The organism is Limnobacter sp. SAORIC-690 (assembly GCF_002954425.1).
GTDB classification, from domain to species: Bacteria; Pseudomonadota; Gammaproteobacteria; order Burkholderiales; family Burkholderiaceae_B; genus Limnobacter; species Limnobacter profundi.
Genome location: NZ_MQVZ01000001.1, coordinates 844,358 through 861,237, shown reverse-complemented (window position 1 = coordinate 861,237; position 16,880 = coordinate 844,358). Strand labels below are relative to the sequence as shown.

Below are 16,880 nucleotides of genomic sequence, written 5' to 3'. Positions count from 1 at the left end.
ACCGGGCTGGCTGGGTTTTTCTACCTGCCACACAGTTTTTTCATTGCCGATTTCGGTTTGGACCCGGGTTACAACGACGGCAACGATCCCTTCGATATCTCCATGCAAGCCTTGCGTGAACTCACCATGCGGTTTACGGCAGAATTTGCCATTCGACCTTTTCTCATTCACCATCAAATGCGCACCCTGGAACAGGTTAGCAAGTGGCTGAGTGACCCCAACCCGCATGTGAGGCGGTTGTGCAGTGAGGGCACACGCCCCAAGCTGCCGTGGGGAAGGCGGATTCAGTCGTTTGTCGCAAACCCGCAGCCCACATTACCCATACTCGAATACCTGAAAAACGACGAGTCGTTGTATGTGCGACGCAGTGTGGCCAACCATCTTGGGGATATCGCCAAAGACCACCCAGAGATTGCCTTTTCCACCTGTGAGCGTTGGCTGAAGGCGAATGCGTCCAATGAATTGAAGTGGGTGGTGCGCCATGCGGTGCGTTACCATGCGAAGAAGGGCGATGCCCGGGCTTTGGAAATCAGGAGCAGGGCGAAGGCAGTGTAGCTTTAGACCATGTTTGGGTTACTGCGTAACATGAAGGTTATCTACAAAGTTTAAAATTTTGAATCAAGCGGCAACAGTGGATTGCACGTGGCACAATTACGCGGCAACAGCGCTTGCACCGTCGGTGTTGGTGTGTGTAATTATCGGTAAATATACAGAGAAGAGGTAATAAATTGATTCCCTTCAATGAACTGATTTTGTTCGCAGGTGCTGCACTGCTCATGGTATTGACACCTGGTCCGAACATGATCTATCTGATATCAAGATCTATTTGCCAAGGGCGAAGAGCTGGGGTGTTGTCATTACTTGGCGTGATCGCAGGATTTTTAGTTCATATGCTTGCCGCTGCAGCTGGTTTGACGGCACTGTTCTTGGCTATACCTTTTGCGTACGAAGTTCTGAAATGGATTGGTGCAGCTTATCTGTTGTACCTTGCCTGGCAAGCGGTCAAGCCTGGCGCGAGGTCTCCCTTTGAAATTCGACACTTGAATGAGGATTCACCGAGAAGATTATTTATCATGGGCTTCGTAACCAATCTATTGAATCCCAAAATAGCGGTTTTTTACTTGTCGATTTTTCCCCAGTTTGTTCACCCTGAATATGGTTCAGTGTTTACGCAAAGTATTCACTTGGGAATCACACAGATTGTGGTTAGCTTCTCTGTTAATTTTGCGATAGTGCTCTCGGCTGCCCGCATTTCAATTTGGTTCGCAAGAAATCCACGCTGGTTGAATGTGCAACGTTACGTCATGGGCACTGTCCTGGCTGCAATGGCCATTCGCTTGGCAGCAGAGCAACGAAAGGCGATGTAGTAAGCCTTTTATAAAATTGAGGTTTCAATCCAAGGATAACTCTTGAGCATCCACACTGATTTAAATCCTTCACTGGCTGTTCTGATCGATGCAGACAATGCCAATGCTTCAATTATTGAGGGACTTCTCGCCGAGGTTGCTACTTTGGGTGTAGCCAGTGTCAAGCGAATTTATGGTGATTGGACCACCCCCAATCTTGGGCCTTGGAAACAGGTACTACTTGAACATTCGATTCAGCCCATTCAACAGTTTCGATACGTGACAGGCAAGAATGCAACCGATAGCGCAATGATTATTGACGCAATGGACCTACTCTACACTGGACATTTCGCAGGCTTCTGTCTTGTATCCAGTGACAGTGACTTTACCCGTTTGGCATCGCGAATTCGAGAGGCAGGCAAGAAGGTCTACGGGTTTGGTGAGATGAAAACGCCACGCCCCTTTGTATCAGCTTGTGATCGATTTATCTACACAGAGGTTTTTGCCAAGAAGCTGGGGGGTCAGCAAGAACTCGCTTTAGTGCCAAAATCAGCTAAAGAACTTCGTTGTGACTCTGCACTGGTGAACTTAATTCGCTCTGCGATTAATGCATGTTCTGATGAGTCGGGATGGACTCACTTGGGGCCGGTTGGCACGTATGTGATTAAAACAGCGAGCGACTTTGACGCTAGAAATTATGGGTTCTCGAAATTGAGCGATCTGGTTCAAGCAATAGGTTTATTTGATATGGAACGTCGAGAAACTCGAATTTATGTCCGAAACAAGGTGAAGAAAACTGCGATTGGGGCAGCATGAATTGGTGATGGCCTGTAATGAATCATCTGCACATTCCTTTAATCAAAACAATTTTTGAATCCGCTGATGTTGTTGATTTGCCTCTTTGGATAAGCGGTGGCTGGGCAATTGATGCCCGTTTGGGTCGAGTAACCCGACAGCACGATGATATTGACCTAACCTTTCCTGCAGATAGACGAGATGAGTTCGACACACTGATTCATCAATTGGGCGGTAGCATTACAGAGTTCACCGAATACGGTTTTCTGGTAACTGTCGAAAAGGTGCTTCTTGATTGCGAACCCGCATATCTCAATCATTCAGTTTACGAGATTGAGGATACACCTGCAGGTTCCTGTCCTATGGCAAAAGAAGGAGTGATTGATCAATTACAAATTCGCTGCAACAGCTGGGCAGCAATTCTCTGGGACTACTTTTATTACGAAGATGAAGTGCCATTCGCGCAATGGCCACATAAACATGTTTTCTCCTACGCGCTTGTTTGTGAGGTGTTAGGTGACAACACTGTGAGCAGTTTGAGAAATCGGTTCGATACCCGCTAAACAAATTTGTTGTGCACCTGTCGATTTCGCCGTACCCCATTCGACTATTGAGGTAGGTACAATTTTCAAGGAGATGACGATGTCGAACAACACAGGCACAGTAAAGTTGCACAGGGTATTGCGCGCGCCAGCAGAACGGGTTTACAAGGCGTTCACCGATCAAAGTGCGTTGGAGTACTGGAGCCCACCTTATGGTTTTACGGGCACCATTCATGAAATCGATGTTCGCGAGGGTGGTGGCTACCGCATGTCATTTACCAACTTCAGCACCGGCAGCAGCCACACTTTTGCAGTGAAGTATCTTGAATTGGTGCCCAATCAGCGAATCAGAAGCACAGATCGTTTTGACGACGACAATCTGCCAGGGGAAATGGTTGTCACCGTTGACTTGAAAACAGTGTCATGCGGAACGGAGCTACGCATTGTGCAGGAAGGAATCCCCTCAGTCATCCCCGTAGAGATGTGCTATTTGGGTTGGCAAGAATCGCTTGAGCAACTGGCAAAGCTGGTTGAGCCTGACATTCCAGACCACGGTTAAGGAAAGTTGTCGTTAAGTGCTTGACCGGCGTGGGGCATGCTGGGATATTGATGTTTCAAACTGATATCCCGCTCCCCACATGCACAATCACTACTCATTCATCGGCGGCCACGAGGGCCCATGGCGAGTTACCCGTTGCCACGCAATTGTGGGCGCCTGTTGATGCCGTACAAAGGCTGAACGTGGTGAACAGCCCTGCAAGCCAGCTAAGCAAGCGCGGTACTTGGGTACTTCAGGGTTTCACCAGCAATGTGCGTTATGCCGAGCGCCATGAAATTGCCCAACTGCGCGCCAGGCAAGATCTGCTGTTTGAGAAAATCATCAACTCCATCCATGCGCATGCGCCGAGTGCGAAAATCTGCTTCAATACCAATCCCGGTGACACCGCCGAAGCGGTGAATCGCTGGATCTGATTCAAGCCGGCGACGCTGTGGGGCGCACGACAATCTCACTGGTGTCCACATCGCTAGGCTGATTGATGACATGTGCGATTGCCCTTGCAATTGCCTCGGGCTTCAATGCGATTTTCCGAAAGCTTTTCATCGCAGTGGCCGCAGTGGGGTCGCTGATCGTGTTGGTCAATTCAGATTCCACCACACCCGGGTAAACACAAGTGACACGCAGGTTGTCGTTCTCCTGCCGCAAGCCATCAGAAATCGCTCGGACCGCGTATTTCGTAGCGCAATACACCGCACCGGTTGGAACCACATAAAGTCCACCAATTGAAGAAATATTGATGATCTGACCACTCTTCTGTTCATTCATGACCGGCAAGACAGCTGCAATTCCATTCAGCACGCCCTTGATGTTGACATCGATCATCTGATTCCATTCGTCAATTTTTAAGGCATTCAGGTGAGAAAGCGGCATGATTCCGGCGTTGTTGACGATGACATCGACGCCGCCATAGGTTTGGATTGCCAATTCAACAAGTTTGTGAAGGTCGGTCAGTTTGGTCACATCGACTTGTTGATACACCACCTGACCGCCGTTCCAGTTCAAGTTGTCTGCAAGCGATTGAAGTCGGTCTGTGCGTCGCGCGCCCATGACTATTCGATGACCTTGCTCGCTCAGCAACCTTGCTGTGGCTTCACCAATTCCGCTGCTTGCACCCGTGATTAAAACTGTCTTCGTTGCCAATGATTGTTGCATCACAAAATCTCCTCGATCACATTCAAAGATGAGCCTCAATATTGGGCACCGCATCAGGTTTCGGAAATACAGATTCCTCTTGGGATATTGCCTATAAATATGTTTTTGAAATTCCTGCGGACTGCGAGTGATATCTTTGACAGGACATTGGTAAGTTGGCGAAGGTGGTTAATATGACTGACACATTTTCTCGGTCAAGGCAGACTCGGATGGTTGCCATGATTCTGCGCATGGCGACCGCTGAGGGATATTCCGAATCCGCGCTGGATGGGGTGACCTTCATGCGTTGCAACGGCGCATTGGCCAGAATGCCGGCCCTCTACGAGCCAAGTATTGTGATTGTCGTCCAAGGCACAAAACGTGGATTTCATGACGGAAAAATTTACACCTACGATGCCAACCACTATTTGGTGGTGTCAGTCCCCCTTCCCTTTGAAGTTGAAACCCAAGCCACCGCTGAAGAGCCACTTCTGGGTTTGATCATTCGAGTGGATTTTGCATTGGCGGCAGAACTCATGCTAAACCTGAAAGAGTCTGTTTTAGACCAAGGTGAAGAGCTCCCGCCGTTGTTCGCTTCCCGCGTGGATGCCAAGCTTGATGATGCTGTCTTCAGGTTACTTGAAATACTGGAGTCCCCGAATGATTCAACGATTCTGGGTCCTTCGATCATCAAGGAAATCACCTACCGGGTTTTAACGGGCGAGCAAGGCCGAAGTTTGCGTCTTGCTTTCTCCTCTGACCATTATTTGTCGAGGGTGGCAAAAGTATTGAAACTGATTCATTCAAATTACCATCGTGCACTCGATGTGGCTACCTTGGCCAAAGAGGCCAATATGAGCATTCCGACATTTCACGTGCATTTCAAGTCGGTCACCTCCAGTACACCAATTCAGTACATCAAGGCGATCCGGCTTCATCAGGCTCGGCTATTGATGATCAGGAAAGGTGTGAATGCATCCCAGGTGTCGGCCATGGTGGGCTACGAGAGCCCGTCACAATTCAGTCGGGAATTCAAGCGGTACTTTGGTCGTACACCTGTGCAGGAAACTCAGCATGGTCAGTCAATTTTGAGTATGTCGTAACTTCCTGGTTTTTCGTAAATGCACTGAATAATGTGCCAAACTTTCCAATCATTTAATCCTGGGGTTCGCGATGAAATTGGTGCTTTCTTTTTTGATTTCGATCAGTGCTGTATTCCCTACCTTTGCTGCTGAAACTGCGCCACCTCTGCAAACCATTCAATCGCTGGATGTTCCCCGTTACATGGGCACCTGGTTTGAAATCGCGAAATACCCCAACCGTTTTCAGAAGCAATGTGTGCGCAACACCAGCGCCGAATATTCATTACAAAATGACGGCACCGTGAAAGTATTGAACCGTTGCCAACTGGCCAGCGGCGACATGGATGAAGCGAGGGCCAAGCTCGTCAAATTGGCGGTTTAAAGTCGCCCAAGCTGGAAGTGCGTTTTGCACCTGCGTGGTTAAGTTGGTTGCCGATGGTGTGGGGTAAATACTGGGTGATCGACCTGGATCCGGAATACCAGTTGGTGGCTGTGAGCGAACCCAGCCGTGAATACCTGTGGGTATTGGCCCGCACGCAACAAGTGGACAAAGCAAAATACAATGCACTGCTGCAACGCCTGAAAGCCAAAGGTTTTGATTTGAACAAGCTTGAACTGTCGCCGCAAGGCAGTTAAACCATGCGCCAGTTAAACCCGAAGAAATTGCTGCTCAGCAAGTGGACCGCCGCAAAGCCCGTGAACAAGGAAAAACATTTTCTGGTTCGAAGCGTGGTCAAGCCTGCCAGCGAAGATTTGCCCATTGAACTCTTTGAGCTGGAAGCTGTGCATTCAGGCAGAACGCAAATTATTCACTGGCGGGATTTGCAAGACGAAGCGCAGTGGTTGCAGGGGTGGAAGTGACCACGTTTAACCATCGATTGGTACTTATAACAAGCAAATCAATCGTGGCCCTACCGACAGAAAACCCAATTGCTTTCGCGCTGCTGCGTTACAATGCGCCTGTTGGTGCTCTTGGAACAGTCCATGTTCTGAAGTTAAACGGGAAGCCCTTTGGCGCTGCCCCCGCAACGGTACGCAGACAAGTCTTGTGCTTGGCTTTCATCAAAAACCATTGGGTGTTTTAAACGCCTGAGAAGGTGATGAGGGTTCGTCTGCCAGCCCGGATACCGGCCAACAGCGGGGTGTGCAATTTGCACACTGTGTCCCATGCACTGTCGGGGAAGGCGGTGAGGGTACTCGTCAATCAAACTTACAATGAACTCAATTCGCTTGGGAAAGCTATGGCTTGCCACGCCGGTCGCCATTGCTGCGGCCGCTCCTGTATTTGCACAAACCAATCCAACTTTCGAATCCGTGGTGGTCACCGCCACCCGCACCGAACAGCCTGTCACGGATGTGTTGGCCGATGTCACGGTGATTGATCGCGACACGCTAAGCCGCGCCGGGCAAACGTCGCTGCGCGAATTGCTGGCCCAACAGCCGGGCGTGCAAATGTCTTCCAACGGCAGTTACCGCTCTAACACGGGGATTCTTTTAAGAGGAGCATCGGCCACACAAATCATTTTGCTGGTGGATGGCGTGCGTGTGGGTTCTGCAACCAATGGTAGCCTTTCGCTGGAAACCATTCCGCTTGAATCCATCGAGCGCATCGAGATTTTGCGTGGTGCTGCTTCAGCCTTGTATGGCCCAGATGCAGTGGGCGGTGTGATTCAAATCATCACGCGGCAAGCGGGTGTTCCCCGGCGTTCTGTCAGTGTGGGTGTGGGCACCGATGGCCAGCGCCTGGGAGCCGCTCATTTCGGTGGTAAAAGCGGTATTTTTGGCTACAACCTTGGCTTCTCGCATGAGCGAGGCAGCGGCATTGATGCCAAGACGCCCGAGGCAACCGGCTTGAATCCGGATGAAGATCGTTTTGAAACCAGCAGCCTGAATTTCAGTTTGGTGGCCGACGTACATACGGATCATCAGTTGAAGTTTCAATCGCTGTACAGCAAAGGCCGGTATGGTTTTGACGGAACGCCATCGCCCAACCCGCTGGGTTTGAATTCCATGAATAGCGAGGCAATAGCCAATCCAGAAGTGAACCAGTCCAGCCTGCAATGGGTGGCAAAGTGGGCTCCTCGTTGGAAGTCCACCATATTGGTTGCGCAGTCCGATGACAAGTCGGTCACTGAATATCGCCGCCTGTCCGATGGCGCAGACGCAGGTGTCGCACGGTTCAACACCAAGCGCGACCAGTACAGTTGGCAAAACGACATTGGCTTTGGCAGCGATGTGCTTACCCTGTTGGCCGAGCAACGCAGCGAAGAAGTGGACAGCACCACGAACTACCCCGTGAAGGCCCGTACCATTGATGGGTTCATGGCATCGTACGCATTGAACCGCGACCAGTGGGACGCGCTTGGGGTGCTGCGAAGCGACGACAATTCCCAGTTCGGGCGTTTCAATAACTATGCCTTTTCAGCTGGCTACAAACTGAATTCACAATGGCGTTTGGTGGGCAGTGCGGGCAGCAGTTTTCAGGCGCCTACCTTCAACCAGCTGTACTTTCCGGGTTTTGGTAACCCCGAATTACAACCTCAGCGCAGTCGTGCCAAAGAGGTGGGCCTGAAGTATGCTGCGCCAACAATTGTTGCAAGCGCGGTGGTTTATCACAACAGCGTACAAGGCTTCATCACCCCTTCTACCAATGTGCAATCGGCCCGCGCAACATTGCGTGGTGCCACATTCGCGGTAGATCGCCAGTTTGAAACACTGTTGGTCAAAGCTTCCTATGATTACACCGACCCCAGAACCGAACCCGATGACAAGCGCATTGTGCGAATTGCCCGCCACGTATTCAATTTAAACTTGAGCCGTGAAACTGGCCCCTGGCGGTACTATGGAGAATTGAAACTGGCCAGTGACCGTGAAGACAGGGCGATTCGTTTCAGCGACCCCAACATTGAACTGGGTGGTTATGGTTTGCTTAACGCCGGTGTAAGCCGCAAGGTGAATCAGGAATTGTCCGTGTCGGCCCGTTTGAACAACATCACCGACAAAACCTATTCACTGGCCAATGGCTTTACCACACCGGGCAGAAACCTGTTTGTGTCTGCCAACTGGTCTTTTTAAAGGGTGAAACCTGATTGATGCACATGCTTGCCCGTTCTGAACTGATATTGGGTGGCCAGCGCAGCGGTAAATCGCGCCGCGCTGAAAACCTGGCTATTCAATGGCTTGAGGCCGATCCACAACGGCAAGCTGTACTCGTGGCCACAGCCCATATTGGCGACGATGAAATGCAGCAACGCATTGAGCAGCACCAGCTTGACCGCGCAAAGCGCGTGCCCCGTTTGGTGGCGGTTGAGGAATGCCTGTACCTGCCTGCAGCCTTGAAATTGCACAGCACCAGCAACACCCTGCTGATCGTGGATTGTTTAACCCTGTGGTTGGTTAACTGGTTGATGCCACCACCCGGTGCGCCTGCACCTGCACAAGGGTTTCACCACACGGTCGAGCAACTGGTTCACACGCTGCACAACTTGCCAGGGCCGGTGGTGTTGGTGAGCAATGAAATTGGTTTGGGTGTTGTGCCCATGGGCAAGGAGGTGCGCCATTACGTGGATGAACTGGGGCGCTTGAACCAAACCATGGCCGATGCATGTGAACGGCTTACCTTGATGGTGGCCGGGCAGGCGCTGTATGTGAAAGGGGCACCCGCATGAAAATATTTGGCGTGCGGCATTCAATCGCTTTTCTGCTGGCATTGTCGGCATGGGCTGCACACGCAGCACCGCAGCGCATTGTCAGCCTGTTGCCTTCGCTCACTGAAAGTGTATGTGAATTGGGGGCCTGTAGCCGCTTGGTGGGTGTAGATCGATATTCCAACTGGCCAGCATCGGTTCAACAACTGCCCCGTGTAGGCGGCGGGATTGATCCGAATATTGAAGCGATTGTTGCATTGAAGCCAGACCTTGTGTTGATGGCAGAATCGACACGTGCAGCCGAAAGGTTGCAGGCACTCGGCCTGAAAGTGCTGATGCTTGAGCCAAAAACACATGAACAGGTGCAGGTGGTGATGGCCAAAGTGGGCGAAGCCTTGGGATTTGCACCGGCAAAGGCCGAGCAGGTGTGGCGCAATGTGGATGCGGGTGTGTCTGCCGCAGCAGCTTCTTTGCCGGAACATGCGCGCGGTATTCGCGTTTATTTTGAAGTGAACCGGGCGCCCTACGCCGCAGGTGAATCATCTTTTATCGGTCAAACACTCAAGCGCCTTGGTGTGGGCAATGTGGTGCCTGCTGAACTGGGGCCGTTTCCAAAGCTGAACCCGGAATTTGTGGTGCGTGCCAACCCCGACCTGATCATGGTGGGGCAACGCAATGTGCAAGGCATGACCGAGCGGCCCGGCTGGCAGCGCCTGCCTGCGGTGCGCGAACAACGCATTTGCATTTTCAACAGTGACGATGAGGACGCCATTGTGCGCCCCGGCCCCCGCATGGCCGAAGGTGCCCGCCTGCTGGCGCAGTGCATTCTGAAACACAGCAATGTAACTCCAACAAGCCGAGGTGGTGCCTTATGAATACACGCGCAAGCCTGTGGCTGGGTGTTTTGTTGTTGGCCTTAAGCCTGTTGTTGTGCGCCATTGGTTTGGGTGTGGGCAGCACAGGTCTTGAATCGGTGTGGCGCATGTGGGGTGACCCGGTGGCTCATCAAATAATTTTCGACATTCGTGCACCCCGCACACTGTGCCTGGGCCGCCGGTGCCTTGCTTGGGCTGGCGGGTGCGGTTGCGCAAGGTCTGTTTCGCAACCCCTTGGCCGATCCGTTTTTGTTGGGCAGCGCGTCGGGTGCTTCCTTGGCGGTGGCAGTGTCGCTGGCTGTACTGGGCGTGTCGCCATTTGCCGAGGCGTGGGTGGTGCGGCTGGGCCTAACCGGTGCTGCTTTTGTGGGTGCGGTGGGCGCTGTGCTGCTGACCCTGACGTTGGCCAAAGGCGTGCAACACACACTGCGCCTGCTGCTGGCAGGTGTGGTGGTTGGCATGGTGTTGGGTGCGCTGACATCATTAATCACGATTGCGGTTCCGCAAACCTTGCAGGCCATGCAAGCGTTCATTCTGGGTTCTACCGGTTTTGTGGGTTGGCAATCGCTGGGAATCATGCTGCTTTCCGGCGTGTTGTGCCTGGCTGTGGCCTGGGCTTTTTCCCGCACGCTGGATGCCCTTACCTTGGGAGAACACACCGCGCAAAGTCTGGGTTTGCCCTTGCGCCCCGCACGCATGGCATTGATCGCTGTGGTCGCTTTGGCCACCGGTACTGCCGTTGCACACACCGGCCTGATTGCCTTTGTGGGTTTGGCTGCACCGCATTTGGTGCGCGCTGCGGTGCGCACTACCTATGCACAGTTGGTGGTGTTGGCCAGCCTGATGGGTGGGGTGTTGCTGCTGGCTGCCGATATTCTGGCCCGTGGCTTGATTGCGCCTCAGGAAATTCCTGTGGGCGTGTTGACTGCCACGCTGGGTGGCGGCTATTTGCTGTGGCTGATGCACAGGAGGGCGGGGTAATGAACATGAACCAGACTACTGCCGCATTCGAGGTAAAAGGCCTTTCGGTTTCACTGGGTTCGGGCCGCTTTGCGTGCCCCGTCATACACCAGCTTGATACTCGTATTGCGGCTGGCCGCTGGACCTGTGTGGTGGGCCCAAACGGCGCGGGAAAATCCACTTTTCTGCGTGCCTTGGCTGGGCTTGTTCCCACGCAGCGAGGCCGTGTCAAGGTGAATGGAAAAGACTTGCAGAGCTATGCACACCGCGAACGCGCCAAAACTGTGGCCTGGCTGGCCCAGGGCGGGGCCGATCAGGCTGCTGATGACTTGAGTACCTACGACATCGTCATGCTGGGCCGCTTTCCCCATTTGCCCTGGTTAAGCCCGCCCGGCCCAGCCGACCACGCCGCTGTGCAGCAGGCCATGGAACAAACCCGTGTGTGGGAATGGCGCAGCCGTTTGTTTGGAAGTCTTTCCGGGGGCGAACGCCAGCGCGTGCTGCTGGCGCGCCTGTTGGCTGTTCAGGCCGACATTGTGTTGATGGACGAACCTTTGGCCAACCTCGACCCGCCGCACCAGGCCGACTGGATTGCGCTGGTGCGTAGCCTGGTGGCCCAAGGACGAACGGTGGTGACCGTGTTGCATGAAATTTCCCTGGCCTTGCTTGCCGACGACCTGTTGGTGTTGCAAGCAGGCCAATTGCACTACGCCGGCCCCAGTCACGAGCCGACGGCACACCACGCCCTGCAAACTGTTTTTGATCATCGACTTTCCATTCACCAGGTGAACAACCGTTGGCTTGTGTTGCCAACCTGACTGCGAGAGAAAACCCCATGCAAATTGAAACGCCCCCCACTGAAAAACGTTACGACCGGCCCGAAGGCGAAAGGCGTGGCCTGATCATCGTGAACACCGGCGATGGCAAAGGCAAAAGCACTGCGGCATTTGGCCTGGCCTTGCGTGCATTTGGGCGCACCCATGTGCATGGCAAGCTCGTGAAAATTTACCAGTTCATGAAAGTGCCCAGTGCGCGTTTTGGTGAACATCGATCCTTCGAGCAACTGGGTTTGTCCATCGAAGGGCTGGGTGATGGCTTTAGCTGGAAAAGCAAAGACATCGAACATTCAGCGCAACTGGCCCGGGACGGCTGGGCCAAAGCCCGCGACACCATTCTGGGAGGCGAACATTTTATGGTGGTGCTGGATGAACTGACCTACGGCTTGATTTACGGCTGGATCCCGCTGGAGGATGTGTTGCAAACCCTGCGCGAACGACCCAAGGATGTGCATGTGGTAATCACCGGGCGGCGTTGCCCGCAGGAAGTAATCGACATGGCCGACACGGTGACAGAGATGACCATGGTCAAGCATGCTTTCAAGGCAGGCATACCGGCCCAGCGCGGTATCGAAGATTAAACGCAACGCAAATGGACAATGCCAGCCCCGCTTTGATTTTCGCCACGTCTTTTACATCCATTGACGGTTTGGCTGGTGCCATGCTGGTGGCTTTGCTCGTCGATTATTGTTTCGGCGAACCGCCGGTTCGCTGGCACCCGGTGGTGTGGATGGGCAATTATCTGGGGTGGGTCGGTCGTTTGTTTGCACCTGTAATGGGTGTTGTGCCCAGCAAAGTGATGGCCCCATTCACAGCCGGTGCCTTGGCGTGGTGCGCGGGTGCTGCGGGTGTATTCATTCTGGCTGCGTTGCTTTCAAAGTGGGTGGCACAGGCGAATTGGGTTTTCCAAGTGTTGTTGCTGGGCCTGTTGTTCAAACCCATGTTGGCCTGGCGGGTGCTGCGCGATGAAGTACACGCAGTTGAAAAAGCCTTGCAACGTTCACTGCCCGAAGGCCGACAGCAGGTGGCGCGTTTGGTCAGCCGCGATGTGAACGGCCTGAGCGAGGCGCAGGTTCGGCAGGCTGCCATTTCTACACTTGCAGAAAATTTAAATGACTCTGTGGTAGCCCCGCTGTTCTGGTTTGCGGTGCTGGGTTTGCCAGGCGCTGCAGTTTATCGCTTTGCCAATACGGCCGACGCCATGTGGGGCTATCTTGGCGAACGCGCAGGGCGCGACTGGACCTGGGCAGGCAAGTGGGCAGCACGCGCAGACGATGTGTTGTCCTGGTTGCCTGCCCGCATCACCGCCGTGCTGATTTGCCTGTTGTTCAAAGGTCGTGGCCTGTTTCAATTACCCGGTATTGCACAACAAACCCCTTCACCGAATGGCGGTTGGCCCATGGGGGCCTTGGCTTTGGGCATGAATATTTGTCTGGAAAAGAAAGGCGTGTATTGTTTGAATAGGCAAGGCGAGGCGCCACGCAGTGCCACATCGAAGCCGCCTTGCATGCCTGCGCACAAGTGGTGGTATTCATAGCGGTGCTTTGCTTGGTGGCTGTTTCGTGGGGGGTAACATGAACACACGTATACATGGCAGTACCGATGAGCACGGGCCGGTGCCCTTTGACTTCTCGAGCAATGCCAATGCAGTTGGGCCTTGCCCTGTGGTGTTGAACGCAGTTCAGCAGGCTGACGCACTGCGTTACCCCGATCCGAATTACACGGCCTTGCGCACTGCGCTTGCCGACTTTCATCAAGTGGATGAATCCAGAATTGTGGTTGCGGGCAGTGCAAGCGAATTCATTCAACGCCTGACCACCTGCCAGTGGCGCAAGGGCTGCAATTCTTACTGGGTGCCGCAACACGCTTATGGCGATTATGCGCACGCCGCGCAGGTGTGGGACATGGAACTGGTTGATGACCCAAGTCAGGCTGGCTTGGTGTGGTTGTGCAACCCTTCAAGCCCCTTGGGGCAAACTGAATCGACCGAGCTCTTGAAAATTGTAGAGGCCCACCCCGATGTGGTTGCCGTGCTTGATTGTGCTTATGAACCCTTGTGCCTTGATGAACAGGCCCGCACGGCCGTGCAAAAACGAGACCATTTGTGGCAATTGTGGTCGCCCAACAAGGCATTGGGCATGACAGGTATTCGCGGCGCTTACGCCATTGCACCCGTGGGTGAAAGCCGAGCGGTGTGCGCACTGAATAGCCTGGCACCTTCCTGGCCGATCGGCACGCACGGGCAAGCAATGCTGCTTGCCTGGACCTTGCCGGAAACACAAGGCTGGTTGGCTGAAAGCCGCAGCGTGCTGGCGCAATGGAAACTGGATCTGCTGAATTGCCTTCACCAGCGGGGTTGGGAAACGATGCCCAGCATTGCCTCGTTTGTGTGTGCCAAAGCACCTTGCGGAATTGATGAGGTGCACCTGCGCGCGCGTGGCATCAAGCTGCGCGATGCCACCTCGTTTGGTTTGCCCGGCTGGTGGCGCTTGTGCGCGCAAGGGCCACAGGCCATGGCTGCGCTTTCAAGTGCGCTTGAATATTATCCTGCAAGGCAGGGCCACGAATGACCGCAGTGTGTGTGATGGTTCTGGGTACCAGCAGCGGTGCAGGTAAAAGCTGGGTGACCACGGCATTGTGCCGTCACTATGCACGCCTGGGTTTTAAGGTGGCACCCTTCAAGGCACAAAACATGAGCAACAATGCCCGCGTGGTGGCGGGTTTGCATGGCAGTGAAGGGGAAATTGGTTCTGCCCAGTATTTCCAGGCGCTGGCCGCATGTTGCGAACCGCATGTGCACATGAACCCGGTGTTGTTAAAACCCGAAGCCGACACCAAAAGCCAAGTGGTCGTGTTGGGACAAGTGGACATGGCGTTGAGCAAGACCCCGTGGCGGGAACGCAGCGCCCAGGTGTGGCCGCACATCATGGCATCACTGGATGCACTGCGTGCCGACCATGATGTGGTGGTGATCGAGGGGGCAGGTTCACCGGCAGAAATAAACTTGCACGCCAGTGACATTGTGAACATGCGCGTGGCCGTGCACGCGCAGGCGCGCTGCCTGCTGGTTGCCGACATTGACCGTGGTGGGGCTTTTGCCCACCTGTATGGCACCTGGCTTTGTTGCCCACCGAGGAACGTGCCTTGATTCGCGGTTTCGTGTTGAACAAATTTCGAGGTGATGCGGCCTTGCTGGCTCCCGCGCCCGAACTGTTGCAGCAGTTGACCGGTGTACCCACCGTGGCCACCCTGCCCATGTGGTTTCAGCATGGTTTGCCGGAAGAAGATGGGGTGTTCGATGACCGCAGCCGTTCCACTGGCCGCGTGCACATCACCATTGCTGTGCTGGCTTTTCCGCGTATCAGCAATCTGGATGAATTCCAGCCCCTGAAAAATATGCCCGGTGTGCGTTTGGTGTGGGCCCGCACACCTGCCGATTGTGCAGGCGCTGACTGGATTATTCTGCCGGGTTCAAAACACACCACAGCCGATTTGGCATGGTTGCGCGAACAGGGGCTGGACCAAACTGTGGCCGCGCATGCCGAACAAGGCAAACCCGTGTTGGGCATTTGTGGTGGCCTGCAAATGTTGGGTGAGGCACTGGTGGATGCGCACGGCATTGATGGCAATGCACCGGGGCTGGGGCTTTTGCCTTTGGTGACCTGCTTTGAACCCGACAAAACAGTGCGCCGTACCACGCTGCTTTTTGGTGCCGTGCAAGGGCCTTGGGCCGCGTTGGCGCAGCAACTGGTCAACGGCTATGAAATTCACCATGGTCAAACCGCGCAACACCCGGCGCTGGCTCAAGTCGGGCAGCTTGCGCGCGAAGTGCTGCCCGGCTTGGGTTGGCAAAATACAGCGGGCAATGTGCTGGGTGTTTACGTGCACGGCCTGTTTGAAGATGCCGCAGTGTTGGCCGCATTGTTTGGCGCACAAGCCCCCACGCTGGAAAGCGTATTCAACGGGCTGGCAGATTTTCTGGAACAGCATGTACAACCGGGCGTATTGAGCGCACTTATCGAACCCTAATTTTTCAGGTACACAGCACCCATGCCATTTGATTTACCCCTTGTTCAAAACCCCTGCAGTGCTGTTTTGCAAGCACGGATCCAGGCCTTGCTTGACAACAAAACCAAACCGCTTGGTTCATTGGGTCGGCTTGAAAAACTGGCCGTTCAAATAGGCCTGGTCTTGGGCACTGAGAGCCCTGCTCTGGAACAGCCGCAAATGCTGGTGTTCGCAGCCGACCATGGTTTGGCACAGCGCGGGGTGTCCGCCTACCCCAGCGATGTGACCTGGCAAATGGTAGAAAATTTTCTGGCTGGTGGTGCGGCGGTCAGTGTACTGGCACGCCAGCATGGCTTGAATTTGGGCGTGGTCGATTGCGGTGTGCGCCATGAATTCACGGCGCGCCCCGGTTTGTTGATTCGCAAAATTGGATATGGCACGGCTGACAGCCTTGAAGGCCCGGCCATGTTGATTCATCAATGCGAACAGGCGCTGCTCAATGGTGTTGAGTTGCTTCGCAGCCTGCCTGGCAACGTGCTGTTATTGGGGGAAATGGGCATTGGCAATACATCGGCTGCAGCGCTTTTGATGGCGTGTTTCACCGGGTACGACATTGCTGAATGCACCGGTGCGGGAACGGGTTTGAATCCCGAAGCTGTTCAGCGCAAAACAAGTATTTTGCGGCAGGTTTTAAGCCAACATGCCAAGCACAAACACCGCTTGAAATACTTGCAGCCGTTGGCGGGTTTGAAATTGCAACGATGGTGGGTGCGGTGTTGCAGGCCGCTAGTGAACGCCGTGTGGTGGTGGTTGATGGTTTTATTGCCACTGCAGCGGTGTTGGTGGCGCATGCAATGTGCCCCAAGGTGTTGGCGTACTGTGTTTTTGCGCATCAATCGGGCGAGCAAGGCCACCGCAAGATGCTGAAATTCTTGAATGCACAACCCTTGCTTGATCTTGGTTTGCGTTTGGGTGAAGGCTCTGGTGCAGCTTTGGCGTGGCCCTTGCTGGTGTCGGCTTGTAGCATACTGCGCGACATGGCCAGTTTCGATTCAGCCAGCGTGTCGCGCGCAGGCGATTCAACACAGGCGTAATTTCC

16 protein-coding genes, 4 pseudogenes and 1 riboswitch are annotated in these 16,880 nt (G+C 54.0%); of the genes and pseudogenes, 19 read left to right on the top strand and 1 reads right to left on the bottom strand.

The window, feature by feature from the left end; genetic code table 11:
• The 6 genes from BSZ31_RS04075 to BSZ31_RS04050 all read left to right on the top strand — a co-directional run.
• Positions 1 to 555: DNA alkylation repair protein (locus tag BSZ31_RS04075; RefSeq protein ID WP_206018545.1), on the top strand; the 555-nt coding region annotated here is incomplete at its 5' end.
• Between the two features lie 221 nt (positions 556 to 776).
• A complete protein-coding gene (locus BSZ31_RS04070; RefSeq protein ID WP_206018641.1) occupies positions 777 to 1,367 on the top strand; it encodes a LysE family translocator in 591 nt (196 codons plus the stop codon).
• A 42-nt stretch (positions 1,368 to 1,409) separates the two neighbouring features.
• On the top strand, positions 1,410 to 2,162 hold the full coding sequence (locus tag BSZ31_RS04065; protein WP_105027662.1) for an NYN domain-containing protein: 753 nt from the start codon (positions 1,410 to 1,412) through the stop codon (positions 2,160 to 2,162).
• A 17-nt stretch (positions 2,163 to 2,179) separates the two neighbouring features.
• On the top strand, positions 2,180 to 2,704 hold the full coding sequence (locus tag BSZ31_RS04060; protein WP_105027661.1) for a nucleotidyltransferase domain-containing protein: 525 nt from the start codon (positions 2,180 to 2,182) through the stop codon (positions 2,702 to 2,704).
• 79 nt (positions 2,705 to 2,783) lie between these two features.
• Positions 2,784 to 3,242, top strand: coding sequence for an SRPBCC family protein (locus tag BSZ31_RS04055; RefSeq protein ID WP_105027660.1), 459 nt, complete (start codon positions 2,784 to 2,786; stop codon positions 3,240 to 3,242).
• 50 nt (positions 3,243 to 3,292) lie between these two features.
• Positions 3,293 to 3,655, top strand: coding sequence for a hypothetical protein (locus BSZ31_RS04050; protein WP_146106589.1), 363 nt, complete (start codon positions 3,293 to 3,295; stop codon positions 3,653 to 3,655).
• 1 nt (position 3,656) lies between these two features.
• On the opposite strand, the gene BSZ31_RS04045 is transcribed toward BSZ31_RS04050, so the two are convergent.
• Positions 3,657 to 4,394, bottom strand: coding sequence for an SDR family oxidoreductase (locus BSZ31_RS04045; protein ID WP_105027658.1), 738 nt, complete (start codon positions 4,392 to 4,394; stop codon positions 3,657 to 3,659).
• Positions 4,395 to 4,603: 209 nt separating this feature from the next.
• On the opposite strand from BSZ31_RS04045, the gene BSZ31_RS04040 reads away from it, so the two are divergent.
• From BSZ31_RS04040 to cobT, 13 genes and pseudogenes are all read left to right on the top strand, one after another.
• Positions 4,604 to 5,476 (top strand): AraC family transcriptional regulator, encoded by an 873-nt coding sequence (locus tag BSZ31_RS04040; RefSeq protein WP_105027657.1) that lies wholly within the window; start codon positions 4,604 to 4,606, stop codon positions 5,474 to 5,476.
• Positions 5,477 to 5,546: 70 nt separating this feature from the next.
• Positions 5,547 to 6,091, top strand: a pseudogene (locus tag BSZ31_RS04035) (lipocalin family protein).
• A 3-nt stretch (positions 6,092 to 6,094) separates the two neighbouring features.
• Positions 6,095 to 6,316 (top strand): TIGR02450 family Trp-rich protein, encoded by a 222-nt coding sequence (locus BSZ31_RS04030; protein WP_105027656.1) that lies wholly within the window; start codon positions 6,095 to 6,097, stop codon positions 6,314 to 6,316.
• A gap of 86 nt (positions 6,317 to 6,402) precedes the next feature.
• Positions 6,403 to 6,606, top strand: a riboswitch (cobalamin riboswitch).
• Positions 6,607 to 6,670: 64 nt separating this feature from the next.
• Positions 6,671 to 8,530 carry a TonB-dependent receptor domain-containing protein gene (locus tag BSZ31_RS04025; RefSeq protein WP_105027655.1) on the top strand — a complete coding sequence of 620 codons (1,860 nt, stop codon included), beginning with the start codon at positions 6,671 to 6,673 and terminating at the stop codon, positions 8,528 to 8,530.
• A 23-nt stretch (positions 8,531 to 8,553) separates the two neighbouring features.
• Positions 8,554 to 9,123, top strand: a complete 570-nt coding sequence (locus tag BSZ31_RS04020) for a bifunctional adenosylcobinamide kinase/adenosylcobinamide-phosphate guanylyltransferase (protein ID WP_335618673.1) — start codon at positions 8,554 to 8,556, stop codon at positions 9,121 to 9,123.
• On the top strand, positions 9,120 to 9,977 hold the full coding sequence (locus BSZ31_RS04015; RefSeq protein ID WP_105027653.1) for an ABC transporter substrate-binding protein: 858 nt from the start codon (positions 9,120 to 9,122) through the stop codon (positions 9,975 to 9,977). Before BSZ31_RS04020 ends, BSZ31_RS04015 begins: the two co-directional genes overlap by 4 nt.
• Positions 9,974 to 10,958, top strand: a pseudogene (locus BSZ31_RS04010) (FecCD family ABC transporter permease). Before BSZ31_RS04015 ends, BSZ31_RS04010 begins: the two are co-directional and overlap by 4 nt.
• Positions 10,959 to 10,963: 5 nt before the next feature.
• Entirely contained in the window at positions 10,964 to 11,755 is a 792-nt protein-coding gene (locus BSZ31_RS04005) for an ABC transporter ATP-binding protein (protein WP_369907282.1), read from the top strand.
• 17 nt (positions 11,756 to 11,772) lie between these two features.
• Complete coding sequence (gene cobO / locus BSZ31_RS04000) at positions 11,773 to 12,354, top strand: cob(I)yrinic acid a,c-diamide adenosyltransferase (RefSeq protein WP_105029736.1); 582 nt, start codon at positions 11,773 to 11,775, stop codon at positions 12,352 to 12,354.
• Between the two features lie 11 nt (positions 12,355 to 12,365).
• Positions 12,366 to 13,310: an adenosylcobinamide-phosphate synthase CbiB gene (gene cbiB, locus BSZ31_RS03995; protein WP_105027651.1), complete on the top strand. Its 945-nt coding sequence runs from the start codon at positions 12,366 to 12,368 to the stop codon at positions 13,308 to 13,310.
• A 37-nt stretch (positions 13,311 to 13,347) separates the two neighbouring features.
• A complete protein-coding gene (locus BSZ31_RS03990) occupies positions 13,348 to 14,343 on the top strand; it encodes an aminotransferase class I/II-fold pyridoxal phosphate-dependent enzyme (protein WP_105029735.1) in 996 nt (331 codons plus the stop codon).
• Positions 14,340 to 15,802 (top strand): annotated as a pseudogene (locus tag BSZ31_RS03985) (cobyric acid synthase). Before BSZ31_RS03990 ends, BSZ31_RS03985 begins: the two are co-directional and overlap by 4 nt.
• A 21-nt stretch (positions 15,803 to 15,823) precedes the next feature.
• Positions 15,824 to 16,875 (top strand): annotated as a pseudogene (cobT, locus tag BSZ31_RS03980) (nicotinate-nucleotide--dimethylbenzimidazole phosphoribosyltransferase).
• Positions 16,876 to 16,880: the final 5 nt, after the last annotated feature.

What these genes read in the sequence shown, in the direction of transcription:
- BSZ31_RS04045 (WP_105027658.1), bottom strand. Translation starts at nt 4,394, where the DNA reads ATGCAACAATCATTGGCAACGAAGACAGTTTTAATCACGGGTGCAAGC.
- BSZ31_RS04020 (WP_335618673.1), top strand. Translation starts at nt 8,554, where the DNA reads ATGCTTGCCCGTTCTGAACTGATATTGGGTGGCCAGCGCAGCGGTAAA.
- BSZ31_RS04040 (WP_105027657.1), top strand. Translation starts at nt 4,604, where the DNA reads ATGGTTGCCATGATTCTGCGCATGGCGACCGCTGAGGGATATTCCGAA.
- BSZ31_RS04050 (WP_146106589.1), top strand. Translation starts at nt 3,293, where the DNA reads ATGTTTCAAACTGATATCCCGCTCCCCACATGCACAATCACTACTCAT.
- BSZ31_RS04005 (WP_369907282.1), top strand. Translation starts at nt 10,964, where the DNA reads ATGAACCAGACTACTGCCGCATTCGAGGTAAAAGGCCTTTCGGTTTCA.
- cobO (WP_105029736.1), top strand. Translation starts at nt 11,773, where the DNA reads ATGCAAATTGAAACGCCCCCCACTGAAAAACGTTACGACCGGCCCGAA.
- BSZ31_RS04015 (WP_105027653.1), top strand. Translation starts at nt 9,120, where the DNA reads ATGAAAATATTTGGCGTGCGGCATTCAATCGCTTTTCTGCTGGCATTG.
- cbiB (WP_105027651.1), top strand. Translation starts at nt 12,366, where the DNA reads ATGGACAATGCCAGCCCCGCTTTGATTTTCGCCACGTCTTTTACATCC.
- BSZ31_RS04030 (WP_105027656.1), top strand. Translation starts at nt 6,095, where the DNA reads ATGCGCCAGTTAAACCCGAAGAAATTGCTGCTCAGCAAGTGGACCGCC.
- BSZ31_RS03990 (WP_105029735.1), top strand. Translation starts at nt 13,348, where the DNA reads ATGAACACACGTATACATGGCAGTACCGATGAGCACGGGCCGGTGCCC.
- BSZ31_RS04060 (WP_105027661.1), top strand. Translation starts at nt 2,180, where the DNA reads ATGAATCATCTGCACATTCCTTTAATCAAAACAATTTTTGAATCCGCT.
- BSZ31_RS04070 (WP_206018641.1), top strand. Translation starts at nt 777, where the DNA reads ATGGTATTGACACCTGGTCCGAACATGATCTATCTGATATCAAGATCT.
- BSZ31_RS04025 (WP_105027655.1), top strand. Translation starts at nt 6,671, where the DNA reads ATGAACTCAATTCGCTTGGGAAAGCTATGGCTTGCCACGCCGGTCGCC.
- BSZ31_RS04055 (WP_105027660.1), top strand. Translation starts at nt 2,784, where the DNA reads ATGTCGAACAACACAGGCACAGTAAAGTTGCACAGGGTATTGCGCGCG.